This window comes from Telluria sp. AZSoR62, from assembly GCF_058111565.1.
Map to the genome: position 1 here is coordinate 55,989 of NZ_JBYTST010000018.1, position 22,678 is coordinate 78,666.

The following is a 22,678-nucleotide window of genomic DNA, read 5'->3' on the forward strand; positions in this document are numbered from 1 at the left end:
TGAAAACGAGCGGCGGCATGCACGACGCGCTGCATGCGCGTGGGCTGGAGGTGCGTAGGTCGAGCAGGATGGGGATGTCAGGACCCGCGCCGGTATCTGGCGGCGGGCCATGGAGAAGGCAGGAACGGCCGTGTCGGCCGTCGAGGGGGGAATGCCTAGATCGCGGCCAGCGCCCGCCGCAAGTCTTCCTGCTGGTCGGCCAGGTGCTCGATGCCCACCGACAGGCGGATCAGGCCGTCGCCGATGCCCAGCTCCGCGCGCTGCTCGGCCGGGATGCTGGCATGGGTCATCAGGGCCGGATGCTCGATCAGGCTTTCCACGCCGCCCAGGCTTTCGGCCAGCGTGAAGACTTCGCAGGTTTCCAGGAAGCGCCGCGCGCCGGCCAGATCCGTGGCCAGGTCGATCGAGACGATGCCCCCGAAGCCGTTCATCTGGCGCCGCGCCAGCGCATGCTGGGGGTGCGATTCCAGCCCGGGATAGAACACCTTGCGCACCTTGGGTTCGCGTTCGAGCCACTGGGCCAGGGCCAGCGCATTGGCGCTGCTGCGCTCCACGCGCAGGGCCAGGGTCTTGATCCCGCGCAGCACCAGGAAGCTGTCGAAGGGGCCCTGGATCGCGCCCACGGCGTTCTGGATGAAGCCGAGCTGCTCGCCCAGTTCCTGGTGGTGCGGCTGCGCGCCGACCACCGCCACGCCGCCGATCACGTCGGAGTGGCCGTTCATGTACTTGGTGGTCGAGTGCACGACGATGTCGAAGCCCAGTTCCAGCGGGCGCTGCACAATCGGGCTGGCGAAGGTGTTGTCGCAGACCGTGATGATGCCGCGCGCGCGGCACAGCTGCGCGATTGCGGCCAGGTCGGCGAGTTTCAGCATCGGGTTGGTCGGGGTCTCGACCCACACCAGTTTCGTGTCGGGCGTGATCGTGCGCGCCAGCGCGTCCGGGTCGGTCAGGTCGGCATAGCTGAAGCTGTGGCCCGCGCTTTTGCGGCGCACGCGCTCGAACAGGCGGAAGGTGCCGCCGTACATGTCGTCGCCGGCCACGATGTGCGAATTGGCCGGCAGCAGTTCGAGCACCGCGGCGATCGCGGCCAGGCCGGAAGCAAACGCAAAGGCCGCGCCGCCGCTTTCGATGTCTGCCACGCAGCGCTCCAGCGCCCAGCGGGTCGGGTTGTGCGAGCGGCCGTAGTCCAGGCCCTTGTGCACGCCCGGGCTGTCCTGGCGGAAGGTCGAGGTGGCGAAGATCGGCGGCATCACGGCGCCGGTCGACGGCTCGGGCGACTGGCCGCCGTGGATCACGCGGGTGGAGAGGTGTTTTTTCGGTTCGGTCACGAGAGCGTCCTTCGGAGATGGTTGAGCAGGTCGAAGCGGGTGATCAGGCCGTAGAAGTGCTCGCCGTCGGCGATCACGGCGGTCAGCCCGCGGTCGAGGATCCCGCGCAGCTGGCCCATGGTCGAAGACGGGTGCAGGGTCTGGAGCTGAGATGCCATGGTGGTGGAGACGGGCGCGGCGAACTGGCCGGCCTCGTTGGTCGAGGTGACGTGCAGCAGCAGGTCCGATTCGTCGATCAGGCCGGCCAGGCGCCCGTCGCGGTCGATCACGGGCAGCTGCTGCAAATCGCTGCTGCGCATGCGGTTGAAGGCGGTGAGCAGGGTGTCTGTGGGCGAGACCGTGACCACTTCGCCGTCGTCGTAGCGGCGGCCGATCAGGTCGCGCAGGTCGCCCAGCTTCGGGCGCGTGAGCAGGCCCTGGTCGACCATCCAGCCGTCGCTGTAGACCTTGGTGAGGTAGCGGGTGCCGGTGTCGCAGACAAAGGTCACGACCCGCTTGGGGCGGGTCTGCTCGCGGCAATAGCGCAGCGCCGCCGCCAGCAGGGTGCCGGTGGACGAGCCGCCCAGGATGCCTTCCTGCTGCAGCAGCAGGCGGGCGGTGGCGAAGCTTTCCTCATCGGTGACCGTATAGGCTTTTTTCACGCGCGACAGGTCGGCGATGCCGGGAATGAAGTCTTCGCCGATGCCCTCGACCGCCCACGAGCCGGCGTCCGTGCGCAGCACGCCGGTGTTGATGTAGTCGGCCAGGATCGAGCCCTGCGGGTCGGCCAGCACGAATTCGAGGTTCGGCTGGGTCTTGCGGAAAAAGCGCGACAGGCCGGTGAGGGTGCCGGACGAACCCACGCCGACCACGATGGTGTCGACCCGGTGGTTGACCTGGTCCCAGATCTCCGGGCCGGTAGTGGTCTCGTGGGCGCGCGGATTGGCCGGGTTGTTGAACTGGTCGGCGAACCAGGCGCCGGGGATTTCCTTCGCCAGGCGCGCGGCGACATCCTGGTAGTACTCCGGGTGACCCTTGCCGACGTCGGAGCGCGTCAGGTGGATCTCGGCGCCGAGCGCCTTCAGGTGCAGGACCTTTTCGGCCGCCATTTTATCGGGCACGACCAGCACCACGCGGTAGCCCTTGATGCGCGCCACCAGCGCCAGCCCCAGGCCGGTATTGCCGGCCGTGGCTTCGACCACGGTGCCGCCCGGTTGCAAATGGCCGTCGTGCTCGGCCTGCTCGATCATGGCGCGCCCGATACGGTCCTTGATGGAGCCGCCGGGGTTTTGCGATTCGAGTTTCAGGAACAGCTGGCAAGGACCGGTGTCGATCCGCGTTACCTCGATCAGCGGGGTGTCGCCAATGAGGGAAAACAGTGCAGCTTGCGACGCATGTTGCATAGTGCCTCCGAAAGGCCGGGCGGGGCCCGGGCAGTGCTTGCGAAGAGCTGGCGCTTTAAGGGGTGGGTATGGGCGCCAAGCCATGTAAAAAAGTCATGATAATGCGTTTGGGGCGCGTGGTGTTGATCTCGTAGGGGCAAGCATCCACCGACGGTCGCTTCGTCGTTCATTGTAGGGTGGGCAAGTTCCTTGCCCACGCGTTCAACCAGCTCCTGAATCATCGCGTCGCCGTATTGCAAACGTGATGTGGACGCGTGGGCAGCATCTGCCCACCCTACGGGTTTTCGGTCTTCAGGCGCCGCCACAAGGTCGTACGGCTGATGCCCAGATGCTTCGCCGCCGCATCGCGCTGCCCGCCATAGCGCGCCAGTACGGCGGCGATGCTTTCCGTCCCTGGCGCCGGCAGGGGCAGGGCCGCCTGCGCACCTAACTCCGGAGCAATCGTCAACAGGAAACTAGGCGTCAAGGCCTGCAAGGGTTCCGCCGCCAGGAACAGCGCCAGCCGCTCCATCAGGTTGCGCAGTTCGCGCACATTGCCCGGCCAATCATAGGCTTCCAGCAGCGGCGCACAGGCCTGGACCTCGGCATGCAGGTTCGGGTGCGGCCGCGCGTCCAGCGCCGCCAGCGCATGCTTGAGCGACCATTCGGCCAGCGGCGCGATGTCCACCAGGCGGGTGCGCAGCGGCGGCAGGTCCAGGCGCAGCACGGCCAGTCGGTAGAACAGGTCGGCGCGAAAACGTCCCTCGCGCACGCGCGCTTCCAGGTCGCAGTGGGTGGCGCTGACCACGCGCACGTCGATCGGCACCGGGCGCGTGCCGCCGACACGCATCACTTCGCGCTCTTCCAGCACCCGCAGCAGGCGGGTCTGCAGGCTGAGCGGCATCTCGCCGATCTCGTCCAGAAAAAGGGTGCCGGTATTGGCCGCCTCGAACAGGCCGGCATGGCCGCCGCGGCGCGCGCCGGTAAATGCGCCTTCCTCGTGGCCGAACAGTTCGGATTCCAGCAGCGACTCGGCAATCGCGCCGCAATTGACCGCCACGAAGGGCCGGTTGGCGCCGCGCCGCGGCCCCTCGCGGTGGATGGCCTGCGCAACCAGTTCCTTGCCGCTGCCGGTTTCGCCCTGGATCAGCACGGTGGCGGGCGAGCGCGCGTACAGCACCACGGTCTGGCGCAGCCGCTCCATGGCGGCGGACTCGCCGCGCAAATCGTGCAGGCCGCGCCGCGCGCGGCGGGTGTCCGATGCCGGCGTGCGGCGCCCGCGGCCCGCTTCGAGCTGGGTCAGGCGCGCCATTTCCAGCGCATCGTCGAAGGCCTGGCGGATCGAGGCGGCCGAATACAGGAAGACGGCGGCAAGACCCGCTTCCTCGGCCAGGTCGGTAATCAGGCCGGCGCCGACGATGACCTCGACGCCCGCCGCCTTCAGGGCCTGGATGCCGGCGCGCGCATCTTCCTCGGTGACATAGGTGCGCTGGGCAATGGCGATGCCGAAGGTCGTGGCGAACTCGGCCAGCTCGCGTAGCGGTTCCTGGTAGGTGATCACCCCTATGCGCTCGGACACTTGCCTGGCGCGCGAAAGCGCCTGCATGACGTCGAAGCCGCTGGCCTTGGCCACCACCACCGGCGCCGACACCCGTCCCTTGAGGTAGGCGGCGTTCGATCCGGCCGCGATCACGACGTCGCAACGCTCCGTGGCCATGCGTTCGCGCAGATGTCGTGCAGCTTCATCGAACCCGAGGTGCAGTGGTTCGATCATAGCCAGGTGATCGTATTCGAGGGTGATGTCGCGGAACAGGTCGGACAGGCGCGATACCGAGACGGTCCAGATCACCGGCTTGTCGCTGTCCGCGGCGCCATGGGCCGGATTGCGGGAAGAATAAGGCATGTTTCAAGTGTAGTCGATTTCATGCGTCGTGTTTCAGCCTGAAACACGGTTGCCTTGCGCGCGCATGCCATGCAAACGCAACAGGAAACAACGAGAGGAGACACAATTGGACCAAGACGTCGTGCAGCGGGTCAAGGCCGACCCCGATTACCAGAAGCTGGTCCGGACGCGCTCGCGTTTCGGCTGGACCCTCACCTGGGCGATGATGATCGTCTACTACGGCTTCACGCTGCTGGTGGCCTTCAATAAAGAGTTCATGGGCACGCGCATCGGCGCGGGCGTGCTGACCTGGGGCATTCCGCTGGGGTTGTTCGTCATCCTCTTCACCATCCTCATCACCGGCATCTATGTGCGCCGCGCCAACGGCAGCTACGACGAACTGACCGAGGCGATCCGGAAGAAGGTGGGGGCATGAGCCGCGCGCGTCGCACCCTGGCCGGGCTGCTGCTGTTGCCCGCTGCCGGCCTGGCCGCCGCCGCGCCCGACCTGGGCCAGGCCACCAGGCAAGCCACCAACTGGACCGCGATCGCCATGTTCGCGGGCTTCGTCATCTTCACGCTCTTCATCACCAAATGGGCCGCATCGCGCACCCGTTCGGCGTCCGATTTCTACACCGCGGGCGGGGGCATCACCGGGTTCCAGAACGGGCTGGCGATCGCGGGAGACTTCATGTCGGCGGCGTCCTTCCTCGGCATTTCGGCCGCCGTCTTCCTCGACGGCTTCGACGGCCTGATCTACGCAATCGGCTTCCTGGTGGGCTGGCCGGTCATCACTTTCCTGATGGCCGAGCGCCTGCGCAACCTGGGCCGCTTCACCTTCGCCGACGTGGCCGCCTACCGCTTCCACCAGAAACCCATCCGCGTGTTCGCCGCCTCCGGCACCCTGGTGGTGGTGCTGTTCTATCTGATCGCGCAGATGGTCGGGGCAGGCCAGCTCATCAAGCTGCTGTTCGGCTTGGAATACTGGATGGCCGTCGTGATCGTCGGCGTCCTGATGATGGTCTACGTGCTGTTCGGCGGCATGACGGCCACCACCTGGGTGCAGATCATCAAGGCCGTGCTGCTGCTCTCGGGCGCCTCCTACATGGCCTTCGCCGTGCTGGCGCAATACAACTTCAGCCCGGAAAAACTGTTCGCCACCGCCACCGAAGTGCATGCCAAGGGCTTTTCCATCATGGGGCCGGGTAATTTCGTGAAAGACCCGATCTCGGCGATCTCCTTCGGCATGGCGCTCATGTTCGGCACCGCCGGCCTGCCGCACATCCTGATGCGCTTCTTCACCGTCCCCAGCGCCAAGGAAGCGCGCAAGTCGGTGCTGTGGGCCACCACCTGGATCGGCTATTTCTACATCCTCACCTTCATCATCGGCTTCGGCGCGATCGTGCTGGTCGGGACCAATCCTGCCTTCACGGACGCGTCCGGCAAACTGCTGGGCGGGAACAACATGGCGGCCGTGCACCTGGCCAAGGCCGTCGGCGGCGACATCTTCCTCGGGTTTATTTCGGCGGTGGCCTTCGCGACCATCCTCGCGGTGGTGGCCGGCCTGACCCTGTCGGGCGCATCGGCCGTCTCGCACGACCTGTATGCAACCGTGTTCGCCAAGTCTACCGCCACCAGCGGCAGCGAGCTGAGGGTGTCGAGGATCACGACCGTCGTGCTCGGCATCATTGCCGTGCTGCTGGGGATCGCCTTCGAGAAGCAGAACGTGGCCTTCATGGTCTCGCTCGCCTTTGCGATTGCCGCCTCGGCCAACTTCCCCGTGCTCTTCATGTCTGTGTTGTGGCGCAATTGCACCACGCGGGGCGCGACAGTCGGCGGCTTCCTCGGCCTTGGTACGGCGGTGATCCTGACACTGCTATCGAAATCGGTCTGGGTCGACGTGCTGGGCAATGCGGAAGCGATCTTCCCCTATACCTCGCCGGCCATTTTCTCGATGCCGATCGGCTTCATCGGGATCTGGCTGTTCTCGGTGATGGACGCCAGCCCGCGCGCGGCGATCGACAAGGCCGGCTTCGAAGCGCAGGAAGTGCGTTCGGAAACCGGTATCGGCGCCGCCGGGGCCAGCGGGCACTGAGCCGCTGCCGCCTGGGCAGGCAAAGGCCGGTTCCAGCCCCGCAACTGCGGGGCTTTTATTGCTATCATGTTCCATTTGGAGTTTCATGGTGAAACATCATGAAACGCCTGAGTGCCCGGATACTGCCGGTTGGGCATGAAAACACGGCCAAGTGCTTGAATTTGCGCGCGTGAGCTTCCCGCCACCCGGCTGGCACGTCCCTTGCATGAGAGGGCTGGTATTCGTTCAACGTATCACTCGAAAGGTTTAGCATGAGCCAGTATTCAGCCGGTGCGGCATTCCGCAAGGCAGTGCAGGAAGAATCCCCGCTGCAGGTCGTCGGCGCCATCAATGCCAACCATGCCCTGCTGGCCAAGCGCGCCGGGTTCAAGGCCATCTACCTGTCCGGTGGCGGCGTGGCCGCCGGCTCGCTGGGCCTGCCGGACCTGGGCATCTCGAACCTGGACGACGTGCTGGTCGACGTGCGCCGCATCACCGACGTGTGCGACTTGCCGCTGCTGGTCGACATCGACACCGGCTTTGGCGCCTCGGCCTTCAACGTGGCCCGCAGCGTCCGTTCGCTGATCAAGGCCGGCGCGGCCGCCTGCCATATCGAAGACCAGGTCGGCGCCAAGCGCTGCGGCCACCGTCCGGGCAAGGAAATCGTCGGCCTGGACGAGATGGTCGACCGCGTGAAGGCGGCGACCGACGCCCGCATCGACGAGAATTTCGTCATCATGGCGCGCACCGATGCGCTGGCCGTGGAAGGCCTGGACGCCGCGATCGAACGCGCCGTGGCCTGCGTCGAAGCCGGCGCCGACATGATCTTCCCGGAAGCCATGACCAGCCTCGAGATGTACAAGCAGTTCGCCGAGGCCGTGAAGGTGCCGGTGCTGGCCAACATCACCGAATTCGGTTCGACCCCGCTGTTCACCGTCGAGGAACTGAAGAGCGCCCATGTGGGCCTGGTGCTGTACCCGCTGTCGGCCTTCCGCGCCATGAACAAGGCGGCCGAAAACGTGTACAACGCCATTCGCCGCGACGGCACCCAGCAGAACGTGCTGGACACGATGCAGACCCGCGCCGAGCTGTACGACCGCATCGATTACCACAGCTACGAACAGAAGCTCGACGCGCTGTTCGCCCAAAAGAAAACCAAGTAATCCAGGAGACCGCATGAGCACCCAGAACAACGACACCCCAACGTTCAAGCCGAAGAAATCGGTGGCCCTGTCCGGCGTCGCCGCCGGTAATACCGCGCTGTGCTCGGTCGGCAAGACCGGCAACGACCTGCATTACCGCGGCTACGACATCCTCGATATCGCCACCACCAGCGAATTCGAGGAAGTGGCCTACCTGCTGGTGCATGGCAAGCTGCCGAACGCGGGCGAGCTCAAAGGCTACAAGGCCAAGCTGCGCTCGCTGCGCGGCCTGCCGCAGGCGGTCAAGAGCGCGCTGGAAGCGCTGCCGGCCGGCGCCCACCCGATGGACGTGATGCGCACGGGCGTGTCGACCCTGGGCTGCACGCTGCCCGAAAAAGACGATCACAACGTGCCCGGCGCGCGCGACATCGCCGACCGCCTGATGGCTTCGTTCGGCTCGATGCTGCTGTACTGGTACCACTACAGCCACAATGGCAAGCGCATCGAAGTCGAAACCGACGACGATTCGATCGGCGGCCACTTCCTGCACCTGCTGCACGGCCACGCGCCGAAGGAAGAGTGGGTGCGCGCCATGCACACCTCGCTGATCCTGTACGCCGAGCACGAATTCAATGCCTCGACCTTCACCGCCCGCGTCATCGCCGGCACCGGTTCGGACATGCACTCGGCGATCACCGGCGCGATAGGCGCGCTGCGCGGCCCGAAGCACGGCGGCGCCAACGAAGTCGCGCTGGATATCCAGAAGCGCTACGAGAACGCCGACGAAGCCGAGGCCGACATCCGCAACCGCGTGGCCAACAAGGAAGTCGTGATCGGCTTCGGCCACCCGGTCTATACCATCAGCGACCCGCGCAACGTGGTGATCAAGGAAGTGGCCCGTTCGCTGTCCGCCGAGGGGGGCTCGATGAAGATGTTCGACATCGCCGAGCGCCTGGAATCGGTGATGTGGGAAGTCAAGAAGATGTTCCCGAACCTGGACTGGTTCTCGGCCGTCTCGTACCACATGATGGGCGTGCCGACCGCCATGTTCACGCCGCTGTTCGTGATTTCGCGCACCTCCGGCTGGGCCGCGCACGTGATCGAGCAGCGCATCGACAACAAGATCATTCGCCCGAGCGCGAACTACGTGGGTCCGGAAGACCTGCAGTTCGTGCCGATCGCGGACCGGAAGTAATAGACAGTACCGCCAGCCTCAACCGTCATCCCGGCCCTCGCCGGGATGGCGGTTCCACGGTCAGCTAATTCATCGAGCACCATCATGAACACCAATCACCGCAAACCCCTCCCTGGCACCACCCTCGACTATTTCGACACGCGCGGCGCGATCGATGCGATCCAGCCCGGCGCCTACGACACGCTGCCCTACACCTCGCGCGTGCTGGCCGAGAACCTGGTGCGCCGCTGCGACCCCGCCACCATGACCGATTCGCTCAAGCAGCTCATCGAGCGCAAGCAGGACCTCGATTTCCCGTGGTTCCCGGCGCGCGTGGTCTGCCACGACATCCTGGGCCAGACCGCGCTGGTCGACCTGGCCGGCCTGCGCGACGCCATCGCCAGCCAGGGCGGCGACCCGGCCCTGGTCAATCCGGTGGTGCCGACCCAGCTGGTGGTCGACCACTCGCTGGCCGTCGAATGCGGCGGCTTCGACCCGGACGCTTTCGCCAAGAACCGCGCCATCGAAGACCGCCGCAACGAAGACCGCTTCCACTTCATCGAGTGGACCAAGAAGGCCTTCCAGAACGTCGACGTGATCCCGCCGGGGAACGGCATCCTGCACCAGATCAACCTCGAGCGCATGTCGCCGGTGATCCAGAGCGAAGCCGGCGTGGCCTACCCCGACACCCTGGTCGGCACCGACTCGCACACCCCGATGGTCGACGCCCTGGGCGTGATCGCCATCGGCGTGGGCGGCCTGGAAGCCGAAAGCGTGATGCTGGGCCGCGCTTCCTGGATGCGCCTGCCGGACATCATCGGCGTCGAGCTGACGGGCAGGGCGCAGCCCGGCATCACCGCCACCGACATCGTGCTGGCGCTGACCGAATTCCTGCGCAATGCCAAGGTCGTCTCCAGCTACCTCGAGTTCTATGGCGAGGGCGCGTCCAGCCTGACCCTGGGCGACCGCGCGACCATCTCGAACATGGCCCCCGAATTCGGCGCCACCGCCGCGATGTTCTACATCGACGAGCAGACCATCAAGTACCTGCGCCTTACCGGCCGCGAAGAAGAGACCGTGCACCTGGTCGAGACTTATGCGAAGGAAGCCGGCCTGTGGGCCGACAGCTTGACAACCGCGCAGTACGAGCGGGTGCTGTCGTTCGACCTGTCCAGCGTGGTGCGCAACATCGCCGGGCCGTCGAACCCGCACAAGCGCGTGCCGACATCCGAGCTGGCCGCGCGCGGCATCTCGGGCGTGGTGGAAAACGAGCCGGGCCTGATGCCGGACGGCGCAGTGATCATCGCGGCCATTACCAGCTGCACCAACACCAACAACCCGCGCAACATGATCGCCGCCGGCCTCATTGCGCGCAACGCCAACCGGCTCGGCCTGCAGCGTAAACCCTGGGTGAAAAGCTCGCTGGCGCCGGGTTCGAAAGCCGTGGCGCTCTACCTGGACGAAGCCGGCCTCACCCCCGAGCTGGACAAGCTGGGCTTCGGCGTGGTCGCCTTTGCCTGCACCACCTGCAACGGCATGAGCGGCGCGCTCGACCCGGTCATCCAGCAGGAGATCATCGACCGCGACCTGTACGCGACCGCCGTGTTGTCGGGCAACCGCAACTTCGACGGCCGCATCCACCCGTACGCCAAGCAGGCCTTCCTGGCCTCGCCGCCGCTGGTGGTGGCCTATGCGATCGCCGGCACCATCCGTTTCGACATCGAGAAGGATGTGCTGGGCCTGGATGCTGCCGGCCGCGAAATCCGCCTGGCCGACCTGTGGCCGACCGACGAGGAAATCGACGCCGTCGTCGCCAGCAGCGTCAAGCCCGACCAGTTCCGCAAGGTCTACACGCCGATGTTCGCGCGCGTGCTCGATGACGGCGTCAAGGTCAGCCCGCTGTACGACTGGCGCCCGATGAGCACCTACATCCGCCGTCCGCCCTACTGGGAAGGCGCGCTGGCGGGCGAGCGTTCGCTGGCCGGCATGCGCCCGCTGGCGGTCCTGGGCGACAACATCACGACCGACCACCTGTCGCCCTCGAACGCGATCATGCTCGATTCGGCCGCCGGCGAATACCTGGCGAAGATGGGCCTGCCGGAAGAAGACTTCAACTCGTATGCGACCCACCGGGGCGACCACCTGACCGCGCAGCGCGCCACCTTTGCCAACCCGACGCTCAAGAACGAGATGGTGCGCAACGAGGACGGCAGCGTGAAGGCCGGCTCGCTGGCGCGCGTCGAGCCGGAAGGGCAGGTGACCCGCATGTGGGAAGCCATCGAGACCTACATGGAGCGCAAGCAGCCGCTGATCGTGATCGCCGGCGCCGACTATGGCCAGGGCTCTTCGCGCGACTGGGCGGCCAAGGGCGTGCGCCTGGCGGGCGTGGAAGCGATCGTGGCCGAAGGCTTCGAGCGCATCCACCGCACCAACCTGGTGGGCATGGGCGTGCTGCCGCTGGAGTTCAAGCCGGGCGTGAACCGCCTCACCTTGGGCATCGACGGCACCGAGACCTTCGACGTGGTGGGCGAATGCACGCCGCGCACCGACCTGCTGCTCGTGATCCATCGCCGCAGCGGCGAGCGCCTCGAGGTGCCGGTCACCTGCCGTCTCGATACGGCCGAGGAAGTGGCGATCTACGAGGCGGGCGGCGTGCTGCAGCGCTTTGCGCAGGATTTCCTCGAGTCGTCGGCGCCGAAAGCCGCAGCGTAACCCCCATGGCGGGCGGCAGCGCCGTCCGCCAGGTCAACCGGATCATTTATGCCCTACTTACCCCAGATTAAAATCCCCGCCACCTACATGCGAGGCGGCACCAGCAAGGGCGTCTTCTTCCGCCTGGACGACCTGCCTGAAGCCGCGCGCGTGCCCGGCCCGGCGCGCGACGCATTGCTGCTGCGCGTGATCGGCAGCCCCGACCCCTATGCCAAGCAGATCGACGGCATGGGCGGCGCCACGTCCAGCACCAGCAAGACCGTGATCGTCGCAAGGAGCACCCGCGCAGGGCACGACGTCGACTACCTGTTCGGCCAGGTCTCGATCGACAAGCCTTTCGTCGACTGGAGCGGCAACTGCGGCAACCTGTCTTCGGCGGTCGGCTCGTTCGCCATCGCCAGCGGCCTGGTCGATCCGGAACGCATCCCGCAGGACGGCATGGCCACCGTGCGCATCTGGCAGGCCAACATCGGCAAGACCATCGTCGCCCACGTCCCGGTGACGAAAGGCGAAGTACAGGAAACCGGCGACTTCGAACTCGACGGCGTGACCTTCCCGGCGGCGGAAGTGCAGCTCGAATTCCTCGACCCGGCGGCCGAGGAAGAGGGCGCGGACCCGGGCGCGGCAAATGCGATGTTCCCGACCGGGAACCTGGTCGACGAACTGGACGTCCCCGGCGTCGGGCGGTTGCAGGCGACCATGATCAACGCCGGCATCCCGACCATCTTCGTCAATGCCGAAGCCCTGGGCTATGACGGCACCGAGCTGCAGGACGCCATCAATGGCGACGCGCGCGCGCTGGCCACGTTCGAAACCATCCGCGCCCATGGCGCGCTGCGCATGGGCCTGATCGCCAACATCGAAGACGCCGCCAAGCGCCAGCACACGCCCAAGGTGGCCTTCGTCGGCAAGCCGACCGGCTATGTTTCCTCCAGCGGCAAGCAGGTCGCGCAGGGCGACGTCGACCTGCTGGTGCGCGCCCTGTCGATGGGCAAGCTGCACCACGCGATGATGGGCACGGCGGCGGTGGCGATCGGCACCGCTGCCGCCATCCCCGGCACCCTGGTCAACCTGGCGGCCGGCGGCGGCGCGCGCACGGCCGTGCGCTTCGGCCATCCGTCCGGCACCCTGCGCGTCGGGGCCGAGGCGGTGCAAGTGAACGGCGAGTGGACCGTCGCCAAGGCCATCATGAGCCGCAGCGCGCGGGTGCTGATGGAAGGCTGGGTGCGGGTGCCGGGCGACTGTTTCTGAACCGTTAAACGACGATACATTGAGGGGCCGTAACAACAGGGCCCCTCGAATATGCTTCTTAGTTTTGGAACATCGGCGGCTAGTGGTTTATGATTGCCAAAAGGCAACCCAGCCCTCAGCAGACACGAATCGCCATGGACCGACTCCCCACCAAACCCCCGCCTACTACAGGGAGCCCCGCCGCCGACTTGCCCGGGCCGGTCCCGCTCGACGCGGAGGCGCTGGAACGGGAGATGCTGCAGATTGCGCTGCGCGAGCAGCGCGCCATCCTGGAAAACGCCCCGGTGGGCATCATCTTCACGCTGCCGGGCCAGTTCAAGTCCTGCAATCCGCGCATCTGCGAGATGCTCGGGTACACCTATGCCGAGCTGTCGCGCCTGCACCCGGTCGACGTGTTCGGCTCGCCGCACGACTACCAGGCGCTGGTGGCCGAGGCCTACCCGGTGCTGGCCGCCGGCGGCCTGTTCGAAAAGGCCGAGCACCCGTTCCGCCGCCGCGACGGCTCGATGATGTGGGCGCGCCTGCGCGGCCGCGCGGTCGAGCCAAGCGCGCGCGAAGCGGGCACCATCTGGATCGTGGAAGACGTCACCGAGGTGCGCCAGACCCTGATCGAGGTGCAGGCCATCATGACCAATGCGACGGTCGGCATCATGTTCGTCCGCAACCGCATCATCCAGCGCTACAACCCGGCCTTTGCCCGCATGTTCGGCTACCGCGACGGCGAGGCGCTGGGCCGCTCGACCCGCATCGTCTATCCGAGCGACCAGGCCTTCCAGGAGTTCGGCGAGGTCGCCTACCCGCAGCTGGCGCGCGGCATTCCCTACCGCAGCGAGACCGAGCTGGTATGCAAGGACGGCTCGCGCATCTGGGGGCAGCTCAACGGCTACCTGTTCAACCAGGACGATCCGGCGCTGGGCACGATCTGGATGTTCGAGGACCGCAGGCGCGAGCGCTTCGACGAGATCCAACTGCGCAATGCGCTGCTGGAGAACCGCGCCATCCTCGACAACGCGGTGCTCGGCATCGCGGTGGTGGAAGAGGGCGTGACGCTGCACTGCAACGCCAAGATGGAAGAGCTGTTCGGCAGCCCGTCCGGCGGCATGGACGGCACCCCGGTGCGCGCCCTGTATCCGGACGAGGCCACCTGGCGCCTGGCGCGGGTGGAGACCGCGCGCAGCTTCGGCGCCGGCCAGGTGCACACCGCCGAATACCAGTTGACGCGGCGCGACGGCATGCGATTCTGGGCGCGCCTGTCGGGCCGCCTGTTCGACGCCGCCGAAAAACGCGGGCGCAGCGTCTGGCTGCTGGACGACGTCACGGCCCAGCGCGAAGCGGCCGACGCGATCCGCCGTGCGCGCGACGAACTGGAGGTGCGGGTGGCCGAGCGCACCGCCGAACTGGCCGGCGCCAATGCGCTGCTGCAGGACGAAATCAACGAGCGGCGCCAGGCCGAGGCGCGCGTGCACCACATGGCCTACCACGACAGCCTGACCGGCTTGCCGAACCGCGCGCTGCTGTCCGACCGCATCGACTGCGCGCTGCGCGCCGTGCAGCGCAGCAGCCGCAAGCTGGCCGTCATGTTCCTCGACCTGGACCGCTTCAAGACCATCAACGACTCGCTTGGCCACGCCACCGGCGACCACCTGCTGCGCGAAGTCGCCCAGCGCCTGTGCGCGGCTGTGCGCGACAGCGATACCGTGGCGCGCCTGGGCGGGGACGAATTCGTGGTGCTGCTGCCGGACGTGGGCGGGGCCCAGGAGTGCGCGCTGGTGGCCGACAAGATCATCCAGGCGCTGGCCACGCCCTTCGCGCTGGACCGGCACAGCCTGCACATCACGCCCTCGATCGGCATCTGCCTGTACCCCGACAGCGGCGATGACGTCGACACCCTGATGCGCCATGCCGACGCCGCGATGTACCACGCCAAGGCGGCCGGCCGCAACAACTACCAGTTCTTCGACCAGCGCCTGAACCAGGCCGCGGCGCGCCGCTTCGAGCTCGAATCGAACCTGCGCAACGCGCTGGCGCGCAACGAGTTCGAGCTGCACTACCAGCCGATCATCGACACCGCCACCCGCCGCCTGCATGCGCTCGAGGTGCTGCTGCGCTGGAGGAAGGGCGGCGGCGCGGTGCTGGTGGGGCCGGACGAATTCATCCCGATCCTGGAAGAGAACGGGATGATCGTGCCGGTCGGCGAGTGGGTGATCCGCAGCGCCTGCGAGCAGAGCATGGCCTGGCAGGCCCAGGGCCTGGCCGCGGTGCCGCTCGCGATCAACCTGTCGGCGCGCCAGTTCATGCACGACGGCCTGGTCGACTCGATGCGCCGGATCCTGGGCGAGACCGGTATCGAGCCTTCGCTGGTGGAGTTCGAGATCACCGAAACGGCGCTGATGCAGCACGGCGGGCGCACGCTCGAGATCCTGCGCCAGATTAACGACATGGGCATGCGCCTGTCGATCGACGACTTCGGCACCGGTTATTCGAGCCTGGCTTACCTCAAGCGCTTCCCGGTCCGCAAGATCAAGATCGACCGCGCCTTCGTGCGCGAGCTCGAAGCCAGCGCCGAGGACCGCGCCATCGTCGCGGCCGTGATGGCGCTGGCCAACAGCCTGCAGCTGTCGGTGGTGGCCGAAGGGGTGGAGACCGAAGGCCAGTACGCGCTCTTGAAGGAGCATGGCTGCCAGTTCGCGCAGGGCTACCTGTTTGCGCGCCCGCTGCCGGCGCCGGAGGCGGCGCGGCTGCTGGTCGACGCGGTGCTGGACGCGCTCGAGCGCTAGGGCAGGCGCCTCACTCGGCCAGCGTCGCCACCACCGGCGCGTGGTCGGACGGCTGCTCCCAGGTGCGGGTCTCGCGGTCGATGTGGCAGGCCGTGCAGCGGTTGGCAAGGGCGTCGCTCAGCAGGATGTGGTCGATGCGCAGGCCGCGGTTGCGGCGGAAGGCCATCTGGCGGTAATCCCACCAGCTGTACTGCTTCTCGGGCTGCTCGAACAGGCGGAAGGCGTCCGTCAGGCCCAGCGCCATGAACTCCTGCAGGATCGCGCGCTCGGGCGGCGTGAAGTGGATATGGTTTTCCCATTGCGCCGGGTCGTGCACGTCGCGCGCTTCCGGTGCGATGTTGTAGTCGCCCAGTACGGCCAGCTGCGGGTGCGCCTGCATTTCCCGTGCAACCCATGCATGCAGCCCCGCGAACCAGGCCATCTTGTAGGCGAATTTGTCGCTGCCGATTTCCTGGCCGTTGACCACATAGGCGCAGATGATGCGCATGCCCTTGACGGTCGCGGCGATGAGGCGTTGCTGCTCGTCGGCGAAATGCGGATTGTTCTTTTGCACGTCCTCGATCGGGTGCTTCGACAGGATTGCCACGCCGTTATAGGTTTTCTGGCCGCTGAAGGCGACCTGGTAGCCAGCCGCTTCGATGTCCGCCACCGGGAACTTATCGTCGGTCAGCTTGGTCTCCTGGATGCACAGCACGTCGACCGGATTGGCTTGCAGCCAGGTAAGCAGGTGCGGCAGCCGCACTTTCAGCGAATTGACATTCCAGGTAGCGATTTTCATGGGTGAGCGGCGTGTCGTGGTAAAAGCGGCATGATAACCGCTAGCCGGACAGGGCGGACAGGGGCAAGATGGCTGTTCCATCGCGCATGACGGCCGTTATTACCGACCGCGGCTATCCATTAAGTCTATGCGACAAGAATAATCTCCGCGGCGTGACACTTGTATTTATACAAGTGTCTCTATCATTGTTGCTAATGCGCCTATAGGATTGCGTCGTGAGCAATCTGCTGTGCTAGAATAAATTAATAGAATAATAAATATTCTTGCCAAATTTCGTGAGCGGGGCTGTAAAACCATTCGCAAAAGCATTAAACTAGAAAAACAGAATGTAACACTGTTTCTGTGTGGCATTAAGTGGTTGCGGTAGTGCAACTAAGCTTGTATGATCTGCAGACATGAACATGTTCGGACGCCATCATGCTATTGCGCAATCGTGCGGACCGTTTGGCACAATGCAGCATGGTACTATTTGAAAAGATTGCTTTTTCGATAGCAAATGAAACCGAACGACGATTTACAAAGGACTGAAATGCGCACTGCATTCGAAGCGTGGGCCCAACGCGAAGGCCATATCGTTCGCCGCCGCGAAGACAAGCCCGAGGAATACCTCGTGTACGAAACCCAGCGCCGCTGGGTGATCTGGCAAGCGGCCCTGACCCATGGCGCCAAGGCTGCGGCCGAAGCGCCATCGAAGTTCGTCGCCAAGGAACCGGAGCACAAGCCTGCCGTCACGCAGGATGAAGCCATGGTCCGCAACCGCGTGCTCAACGAAGTCCTCGACGCATTCAGCGAACTGGACGAAGCCGCCGGCATCGAAGGCGTGCTCAAGGTGATCCAGAGCCTGAAGAAGAAGCAGAAGGCGCTGGAAGAAGCCAAGGCTTGATATTATCGGCTCGCAACGCTACCGCCACTACAAGGGCGGTCTCTACGAGCTGGTCTGCGAAGCCGTGCTGGAAGCGGACCATACGCCCGTGATGGTCTACCGCGGCCAGGACGGCGCGGTCTGGGTGCGTCCCCGCGACGCATTCTTCGAGACCGTCACCGTCGATGGCCGGAACCTGCCGCGCTTTGCGCCGGTGGATGCGCCGGAATCCTGACCCGACCCTTCAGCATTATTCTTGCCTGCCGTTAATAGGGGCATGAAGCCTTTTCTTTCCCTCCTGCTTGCCGCGCCGCTCCTGCTGAGTGGCTGTGCGACGCTGTCCGACTCTCCCCAGCAGCAACTCGAATTGCATGCCGTGCTCGACTACCAAGAGGTCGGCGGGGTGGGCTGCGTGCTGAGCAACGACATGGGCCGCTGGTTCGTGGTCCTGCCGGGGCGCGTGACCGTCAGCCGCAGCGTCAAGCCGCTGGCCGTCAGTTGCAAGAAGGAGGGACTGGGCGTGGCGCAGGAGTCGCTCGGCTCGCGCGCGGATACCGGCAGCCTGATCGGCAACGTCGTCATCAGCGCCGGACTGGGACATCTGGTGGACCGCCATTCCGGGGCAGGGTTCTCGTATCCGGCCAACATGACGGTGCTGATGACGCCGGTGAAGCCGCGCAACGAGCTGGCGGCGGCGCAGCGGGTCGACGGCCCCATGTTCTGAGCATTGGCAAGAGAGATAAAGAAACAGCCCCGCATGCGGGGCTGTTTTTATTGGTGAAATAAAATTTCACCTGAGGCTGCCGGGTGAAAGAAACTTTCACCCGGCACGCTGGGCCTTGCTTACACGCGGTTCATCAGGAAGGTCGTCAGCAGGGGCACCGGACGGCCGGTGGCGCCCTTGGCCGCGCCGGATTTCCAGGCCGTGCCCGCGATGTCCAGGTGGGCCCAGGTGTAGTTGCGGGTGAAGTTCTCGAGGAAGCAGGCCGCCGTGATCGAGGCCGCGCCCGGGGTGCCGATATTGGCCAGGTCGGCGAAGTTCGACTTGAGCTGCTCGTTGTAGATCTCGCCCAGCGGGAAGCGCCATGCGACGTCGCCGGCCTGGCGGCCCGCATCCATCAGCTCCTCGGCCAGCGCATCGCTGGCGTCGTCGTGGCGGGTGAACAGGCCGCTGGTGTGGTGGCCCAGCGCGACGATGCAAGCGCCCGTCAGGGTGGCGATGTCCACGACCGCCGCCGGCTTGAAGCGCTCGGCATAGGTCAGGGCGTCGCACAGGATCAGGCGGCCTTCGGCGTCGGTGTTCAGGATCTCGATGGTCAGGCCGTTCATCGACGTGACGATGTCGCCCGGCTTGGAAGCGCGGCCCGACGGCATGTTCTCGCAGGCGGCCACGATGCCGATGACGTTGAGCTTCAGGCCCATCTCGCCGATCGCGCGGAAGGTGCCCAGCACCGAGCCGGCGCCGCACATGTCGTACTTCATCTCGTCCATGCCGGGACCGGCCTTGATCGAGATGCCGCCGGTGTCAAACGTGATGCCCTTGCCGACCAGGACCACCGGCGCATCCTTCTTGTTGCCGCCCATGTGCTTGAGGACGATGAACTTCGGCGCTTCGTCGCTGCCCTTGGCCACCGACAGGAAGCTGCCCATCTTCAGCGCTTCGAGCTGCTTGCGCTCCAGGACTTCGATGTCGAAGCCGAATTCGCCGGCCAGCTCGCGTGCGGTATTGGCCAGGTAGGTCGGGGTGCAGACGTTCGGCGACAGGTTGCCCAGTTCCTTGGTCAGCTGCATGCCGTTCGAGATGGCCACGGCCTGCGCCACCACGGGCTTGAGCTGGGTCACGGCGTTGGCGGCGTCCGCCGCGATGGTGATCCTGCGCACGCCATTGATGGCCGGATCCTTCTTGCTCTTTTGCGCGTCGGTGCGGTGTTCGGTCTCGTTGGCCGCGATGACCAGTGCGCGCACTGCCCAGTTGATGTCGCGGTCTTTCAAATCCGCGACCGGGAATGCGATAATGCCATCCTGGCTGCCGAGGGTGCCGAAGACCTTCATGGCCGCGCCGACGGCGGTGCTGAAGCTTTTCTCGCTCACGGACTCGTCGCTGCCCATGCCCACCAGCAGCACGCGCGCCGCGGCCACGCCGCCGACGCCGCGCAGCAGCAGGGTGGAACCGGCCTTGCCGCTGATGTCGCCGGACTTGAGCGCCGCGGTGATCTCGCCGCCGGCATCCAGGGCTTTTGCAGCCTGCGACAGTTTCTTGTTTTCGAACACAGCCACTGCCAATACGCCGGCTTTTGCAGCGGCCAGGGTGTTCTTGGTGTCGAATGCTTTTATGCTAAAGTCCATTTTTGGTTCTCCGTATCGTGATTTTGCGGCCCTGCGAACTGTCATTGAGCCCGGCGTGCTGCCTGACGCCGTGCCTAACCTGCAATTATATCTATTGAATGATCTTTCGACGCGCCCTGCAACGTGAAATGGCCAGTTCGGCCGGCGCCACCTTTACGGTGCTGTTCACCATCCTCGTGACCTGGACGCTGATTTCCGTCCTCGGCAAGGCCGCCGGCGGCAAGGTCGCCTCGAGCGACGTGCTGGCCCTCATCGGTTTCGCCATCCTGAATTATCTGCCAACCATCCTCACGCTCACCACCTTTATTTCGGTGCTGGCCGCGGTCACGCGCAGCTACCGCGATTCCGAGATGGTCGTCTGGTTCGCCTCGGGCATGTCGCTGCGGCGCTGGATCCGCCCGGTACTCACCTTCGGCCTGCCGATCATGCTGGTGGTGGCGGTGCTGTCGATGTATGTCGCGCCCTGGGCCGCGCTCAAGCGCACCGAATTCGTCGAGCGCTTCCAGAAGCGCGAAGACCTCAAGCGCGTGGCCCCGGGCCAGTTCCGCGAGTCCTCGTCCGCCGACCGCGTGTTCTTCGTCGAGCGCTCGACCGCCGGCGCCACCGTGGTGCAGAACGTGTTCGTCAACTCCAACGACGGCAAGGGCAATTCGATCGTGGTGGCCAAGGAAGGCGTGATCGAGTCCGACCCCAAGGGCGGCCAGTACCTGGTGCTCACCAACGGCCGCCGCTACCAGGGCACGCCGGGCCAGGCCGATTTCCAGTCGATGGAATTCGAGCGCTACAAGATGCGGGTGGCGACCAAGATGCCGGTGCTGGGCGCCGATACCCCGATCAATGCGCTGCCGACGTCCGCGCTGCTCAAGGTCGAGAACCAGTACACGCGCGCCGAGCTGCTGGCGCGGATCTCCGCGCCCATCGTCTGCCTGGTGCTGATGCTGCTGGCGATCCCGCTCGGCTTCGTCAATCCGCGCGCGGGCAGTTCGGCCAACATGATCCTGGCCCTGCTGATCTTCTTCACCTATAACAACCTGAACAAGCTGCTGGAGAACAGCGTCAAGCGCGGCAAGCTCGAATTCGCCGTGGCCTGGTGGCCGCTGCACCTGGCCGCCGCGCTCACGGTGCTGGCGCTGTTCGCCTGGCGCCTGAACGTCAACCACCGCTGGCATCCGCTGATGCTGCTCACTGCCTGGAAGCGCCGCAGGATGGCGGACACCCGGGTCGGCGCGCCGCTGCTGAAGGCGGAGGCCGAATGAAGACCCTGCAACGCTATTTCGCGGTCAGCATCGCGCAGGCCGTCGCCTTCGTGCTGGTGGCCTTCCTCGCCCTGATCTCCTTCATGGACCTGACCGGCGAATTGCCCTCGGTGGGCAAGGGCGGCTACGAAATCCAGCACGCGCTGCTCTACGTGCTGCTGCTGGTGCCCGGCAACGTCTACCAGGTGATGCCGGTGGCGGCCCTGATCGGCACCATCTATACGATGGCGCAATTCGCGGCCAGCTCCGAATTCACCATCATGCGCGCCTCCTCGATGTCGACCCGGATGGCGGCCTGGATGCTGTTCAGGATCGGCATCGTGTTCGTCGTGATCACCTTCGTGTTCGGCGAACTGATCACCCCGCGCACCGCGCCGCTGGCCGAGCGCGTGCGCCTGGCGGCCAAGGGCTCGACCCTGTCGGCCGACTTCAGGTCGGGCATGTGGACCAAGGACAGCATCCATGCCGAGGGCGTGCGCGGCCCGGTGATCGGCACGCGCTTCTTCAATGTGCGCCAGATCCGCCCCGACGGCCAGCTGGTCGACGTGCGCCTGTACGAGTTCGACGCCAACATGCGCATGCGCGCCCTGATCACCGCCAAGGGCGGCAGCTACAGCGGCAACAACACCTGGCGCCTGACCGGCGTGACCGAGACCATGTTCTCGAACAGCCGCACCTTGCCCGCGCCGGGCAGCCCGCGGCCGCAGGGCCAGAGCCTGCAGGCCAGTTTCGGCCAGGACACCGCGGCCGTGAGCACGCGCAGCGTGGCGTCCTTCGACCTGGCCTCGGAAATCACGCCCAAGATCCTGTCGGTATCGCGCTCGGACCCCGAGCGCATGTCGGCCAACGAGCTGGCGGTCTATACCAAGCACCTGGCCGAAAACCGCCAGGAGACCGAGCGCTTCAAGACGGCATTCTGGAAGAAGATCATCGATCCGCTTTCGATCCTGGTGCTGATGGCGCTGGCGCTGCCGTTCGCCTACCTGCATACCCGCAGCGGCGGCGTGAGCCTGAAGATCTTCGTCGGCATCATGATCGGCGTGAGCTTCCTGCTGCTCAATGCCCTGTTCGCCCACCTCGGCGTGCTGACCACGCTGCCGGCCTTCTTCACGGCCGCCGCGCCGAGCACCCTGTTCCTGCTGCTGGCGCTCGGCGCCCTGTGGTGGGTTGAAAGACATTGATGACACGTTCCCTGATCCTGTTCGCCCACGGCGCCAGCGCCGCCTCCTGGGCCGCGCCCTTCGAACGCCTGCGCGACGCGACCGCCGCGCGCCTGCCCGATTGCCGCGTGCAGCTCGCCTTCCTCGAGCTGATGGAGCCGCGCCTGCCGGCCACGGTCGACGCCCTGGTGCAGGAAGGCGTCGACGACATCACCGTGGTGCCGGTATTCCTGGGGCAGGGCGGGCACCTGCTGCGCGATTTGCCGCTGCTGGCCGACGAGATCCGCACGAAGCATCCCGGCCTGCGCCTGCAGGTCGCCGGGGCGATCGGCGAGGACGCCGGCGTGCAGGCCGCGATGCTCGATTATTGCCTGCGCTCGCTCGGATAACAGATCGCGGCGGGCGCGTCCAGTTTCCCGATATGTTCGCGTTAACACCCTTGGTAAAAGGGGCAAGATTCCGTTGGATCGGCGCCATATTGCCGAAAGGAATTTGATTTCCCTCTTTAAATAAAAGTTGTCGTCGGGCATCATCGTTTCTGTTGTGGCCCTGCTTCCTGCGCGGGCCCGGTCACCA

18 protein-coding genes are annotated in these 22,678 nt (G+C 65.8%); 13 read left to right on the top strand and 5 right to left on the bottom strand.

From position 1 onward, the window contains the following. Nucleotides 1–155: 155 nt before the first annotated feature. From AC3XQU_RS21345 to prpR, 3 genes are all read right to left on the bottom strand, one after another. Complete coding sequence (locus AC3XQU_RS21345; protein WP_489876165.1) at nucleotides 156–1,328, bottom strand: trans-sulfuration enzyme family protein; 1,173 nt, start codon at nucleotides 1,326–1,328, stop codon at nucleotides 156–158. Next, nucleotides 1,325–2,710, bottom strand: a complete 1,386-nt coding sequence (locus AC3XQU_RS21350) for a pyridoxal-phosphate dependent enzyme (RefSeq protein ID WP_489876166.1) — start codon at nucleotides 2,708–2,710, stop codon at nucleotides 1,325–1,327. Before AC3XQU_RS21350 ends, AC3XQU_RS21345 begins: the two co-directional genes overlap by 4 nt. A gap of 274 nt (nucleotides 2,711–2,984) precedes the next feature. Continuing rightward, nucleotides 2,985–4,592 carry a propionate catabolism operon regulatory protein PrpR gene (gene prpR / locus AC3XQU_RS21355; RefSeq protein ID WP_489876167.1) on the bottom strand — a complete coding sequence of 536 codons (1,608 nt, stop codon included), beginning with the start codon at nucleotides 4,590–4,592 and terminating at the stop codon, nucleotides 2,985–2,987. A gap of 106 nt (nucleotides 4,593–4,698) precedes the next feature. Here prpR and AC3XQU_RS21360 point away from each other — a divergent pair, with 106 nt between their 5' ends. The 7 genes from AC3XQU_RS21360 (at nucleotide 4,699) to AC3XQU_RS21390 (ending at nucleotide 15,700) form a co-directional block, all read left to right on the top strand. Beyond that, nucleotides 4,699–5,007 (top strand): DUF485 domain-containing protein, encoded by a 309-nt coding sequence (locus AC3XQU_RS21360; RefSeq protein WP_489876168.1) that lies wholly within the window; start codon nucleotides 4,699–4,701, stop codon nucleotides 5,005–5,007. Next, nucleotides 5,004–6,665, top strand: a complete 1,662-nt coding sequence (locus AC3XQU_RS21365; RefSeq protein WP_489876169.1) for a cation acetate symporter — start codon at nucleotides 5,004–5,006, stop codon at nucleotides 6,663–6,665. The genes AC3XQU_RS21360 and AC3XQU_RS21365 overlap by 4 nt, the downstream gene beginning before the upstream one ends. A 251-nt stretch (nucleotides 6,666–6,916) precedes the next feature. Further along, on the top strand, nucleotides 6,917–7,807 hold the full coding sequence (gene prpB / locus AC3XQU_RS21370; RefSeq protein WP_489876170.1) for a methylisocitrate lyase: 891 nt from the start codon (nucleotides 6,917–6,919) through the stop codon (nucleotides 7,805–7,807). Between the two features lie 13 nt (nucleotides 7,808–7,820). Continuing rightward, nucleotides 7,821–8,981: a bifunctional 2-methylcitrate synthase/citrate synthase gene (gene prpC / locus AC3XQU_RS21375; RefSeq protein ID WP_489876171.1), complete on the top strand. Its 1,161-nt coding sequence runs from the start codon at nucleotides 7,821–7,823 to the stop codon at nucleotides 8,979–8,981. Between the two features lie 84 nt (nucleotides 8,982–9,065). Then, nucleotides 9,066–11,672, top strand: a complete 2,607-nt coding sequence (gene acnD / locus AC3XQU_RS21380) for a Fe/S-dependent 2-methylisocitrate dehydratase AcnD (protein WP_489876172.1) — start codon at nucleotides 9,066–9,068, stop codon at nucleotides 11,670–11,672. Nucleotides 11,673–11,720: 48 nt separating this feature from the next. Continuing rightward, nucleotides 11,721–12,923, top strand: a complete 1,203-nt coding sequence (prpF, locus tag AC3XQU_RS21385) for a 2-methylaconitate cis-trans isomerase PrpF (RefSeq protein WP_489876173.1) — start codon at nucleotides 11,721–11,723, stop codon at nucleotides 12,921–12,923. Between the two features lie 134 nt (nucleotides 12,924–13,057). After that, entirely contained in the window at nucleotides 13,058–15,700 is a 2,643-nt protein-coding gene (locus tag AC3XQU_RS21390; protein WP_489876174.1) for a sensor domain-containing protein, read from the top strand. Between the two features lie 10 nt (nucleotides 15,701–15,710). On the opposite strand, the gene xth is transcribed toward AC3XQU_RS21390, so the two are convergent. Continuing rightward, nucleotides 15,711–16,478: an exodeoxyribonuclease III gene (xth, locus tag AC3XQU_RS21395; RefSeq protein ID WP_489876175.1), complete on the bottom strand. Its 768-nt coding sequence runs from the start codon at nucleotides 16,476–16,478 to the stop codon at nucleotides 15,711–15,713. A gap of 529 nt (nucleotides 16,479–17,007) precedes the next feature. Between xth and AC3XQU_RS21400 the strand changes: the two genes are divergently transcribed. Genes AC3XQU_RS21400 through AC3XQU_RS21410 form a run of 3 tightly spaced genes read left to right on the top strand, consistent with a single transcriptional unit; the run spans nucleotide 17,008 to nucleotide 18,064 of the window. After that, nucleotides 17,008–17,361: a phiTE_015 family protein gene (locus tag AC3XQU_RS21400; protein WP_489876176.1), complete on the top strand. Its 354-nt coding sequence runs from the start codon at nucleotides 17,008–17,010 to the stop codon at nucleotides 17,359–17,361. 4 nt (nucleotides 17,362–17,365) lie between these two features. Beyond that, nucleotides 17,366–17,575, top strand: a complete 210-nt coding sequence (locus AC3XQU_RS21405; protein WP_489876193.1) for a DUF1653 domain-containing protein — start codon at nucleotides 17,366–17,368, stop codon at nucleotides 17,573–17,575. A gap of 42 nt (nucleotides 17,576–17,617) precedes the next feature. Next, nucleotides 17,618–18,064 carry a hypothetical protein gene (locus tag AC3XQU_RS21410; protein ID WP_489876177.1) on the top strand — a complete coding sequence of 149 codons (447 nt, stop codon included), beginning with the start codon at nucleotides 17,618–17,620 and terminating at the stop codon, nucleotides 18,062–18,064. A gap of 119 nt (nucleotides 18,065–18,183) precedes the next feature. Here AC3XQU_RS21410 and AC3XQU_RS21415 read toward each other — a convergent pair whose 3' ends face one another. Beyond that, entirely contained in the window at nucleotides 18,184–19,686 is a 1,503-nt protein-coding gene (locus tag AC3XQU_RS21415) for a leucyl aminopeptidase (RefSeq protein ID WP_489876178.1), read from the bottom strand. A 98-nt stretch (nucleotides 19,687–19,784) separates the two neighbouring features. Here AC3XQU_RS21415 and lptF point away from each other — a divergent pair, with 98 nt between their 5' ends. From lptF to AC3XQU_RS21430, 3 genes are read left to right on the top strand one after another with little or no spacing between them, the layout of a single operon-like run. Next, nucleotides 19,785–20,942, top strand: coding sequence for an LPS export ABC transporter permease LptF (gene lptF, locus AC3XQU_RS21420; protein WP_489876179.1), 1,158 nt, complete (start codon nucleotides 19,785–19,787; stop codon nucleotides 20,940–20,942). Then, nucleotides 20,939–22,123, top strand: a complete 1,185-nt coding sequence (gene lptG / locus AC3XQU_RS21425) for an LPS export ABC transporter permease LptG (protein WP_489876180.1) — start codon at nucleotides 20,939–20,941, stop codon at nucleotides 22,121–22,123. Before lptF ends, lptG begins: the two co-directional genes overlap by 4 nt. Next, a complete protein-coding gene (locus AC3XQU_RS21430; protein ID WP_489876181.1) occupies nucleotides 22,123–22,491 on the top strand; it encodes a sirohydrochlorin chelatase in 369 nt (122 codons plus the stop codon). The genes lptG and AC3XQU_RS21430 overlap by 1 nt, the downstream gene beginning before the upstream one ends. Nucleotides 22,492–22,678 lie beyond the last annotated feature (187 nt).

What these genes read in the sequence shown, in the direction of transcription:
- AC3XQU_RS21350 (WP_489876166.1), bottom strand. Translation starts at nt 2,710, where the DNA reads ATGCAACATGCGTCGCAAGCTGCACTGTTTTCCCTCATTGGCGACACC.
- prpR (WP_489876167.1), bottom strand. Translation starts at nt 4,592, where the DNA reads ATGCCTTATTCTTCCCGCAATCCGGCCCATGGCGCCGCGGACAGCGAC.
- AC3XQU_RS21365 (WP_489876169.1), top strand. Translation starts at nt 5,004, where the DNA reads ATGAGCCGCGCGCGTCGCACCCTGGCCGGGCTGCTGCTGTTGCCCGCT.
- prpB (WP_489876170.1), top strand. Translation starts at nt 6,917, where the DNA reads ATGAGCCAGTATTCAGCCGGTGCGGCATTCCGCAAGGCAGTGCAGGAA.
- prpC (WP_489876171.1), top strand. Translation starts at nt 7,821, where the DNA reads ATGAGCACCCAGAACAACGACACCCCAACGTTCAAGCCGAAGAAATCG.
- acnD (WP_489876172.1), top strand. Translation starts at nt 9,066, where the DNA reads ATGAACACCAATCACCGCAAACCCCTCCCTGGCACCACCCTCGACTAT.
- prpF (WP_489876173.1), top strand. Translation starts at nt 11,721, where the DNA reads ATGCCCTACTTACCCCAGATTAAAATCCCCGCCACCTACATGCGAGGC.
- AC3XQU_RS21390 (WP_489876174.1), top strand. Translation starts at nt 13,058, where the DNA reads ATGGACCGACTCCCCACCAAACCCCCGCCTACTACAGGGAGCCCCGCC.
- xth (WP_489876175.1), bottom strand. Translation starts at nt 16,478, where the DNA reads ATGAAAATCGCTACCTGGAATGTCAATTCGCTGAAAGTGCGGCTGCCG.
- AC3XQU_RS21400 (WP_489876176.1), top strand. Translation starts at nt 17,008, where the DNA reads ATGCGCACTGCATTCGAAGCGTGGGCCCAACGCGAAGGCCATATCGTT.
- AC3XQU_RS21410 (WP_489876177.1), top strand. Translation starts at nt 17,618, where the DNA reads ATGAAGCCTTTTCTTTCCCTCCTGCTTGCCGCGCCGCTCCTGCTGAGT.
- AC3XQU_RS21415 (WP_489876178.1), bottom strand. Translation starts at nt 19,686, where the DNA reads ATGGACTTTAGCATAAAAGCATTCGACACCAAGAACACCCTGGCCGCT.
- lptF (WP_489876179.1), top strand. Translation starts at nt 19,785, where the DNA reads ATGATCTTTCGACGCGCCCTGCAACGTGAAATGGCCAGTTCGGCCGGC.
- lptG (WP_489876180.1), top strand. Translation starts at nt 20,939, where the DNA reads ATGAAGACCCTGCAACGCTATTTCGCGGTCAGCATCGCGCAGGCCGTC.
- AC3XQU_RS21430 (WP_489876181.1), top strand. Translation starts at nt 22,123, where the DNA reads ATGACACGTTCCCTGATCCTGTTCGCCCACGGCGCCAGCGCCGCCTCC.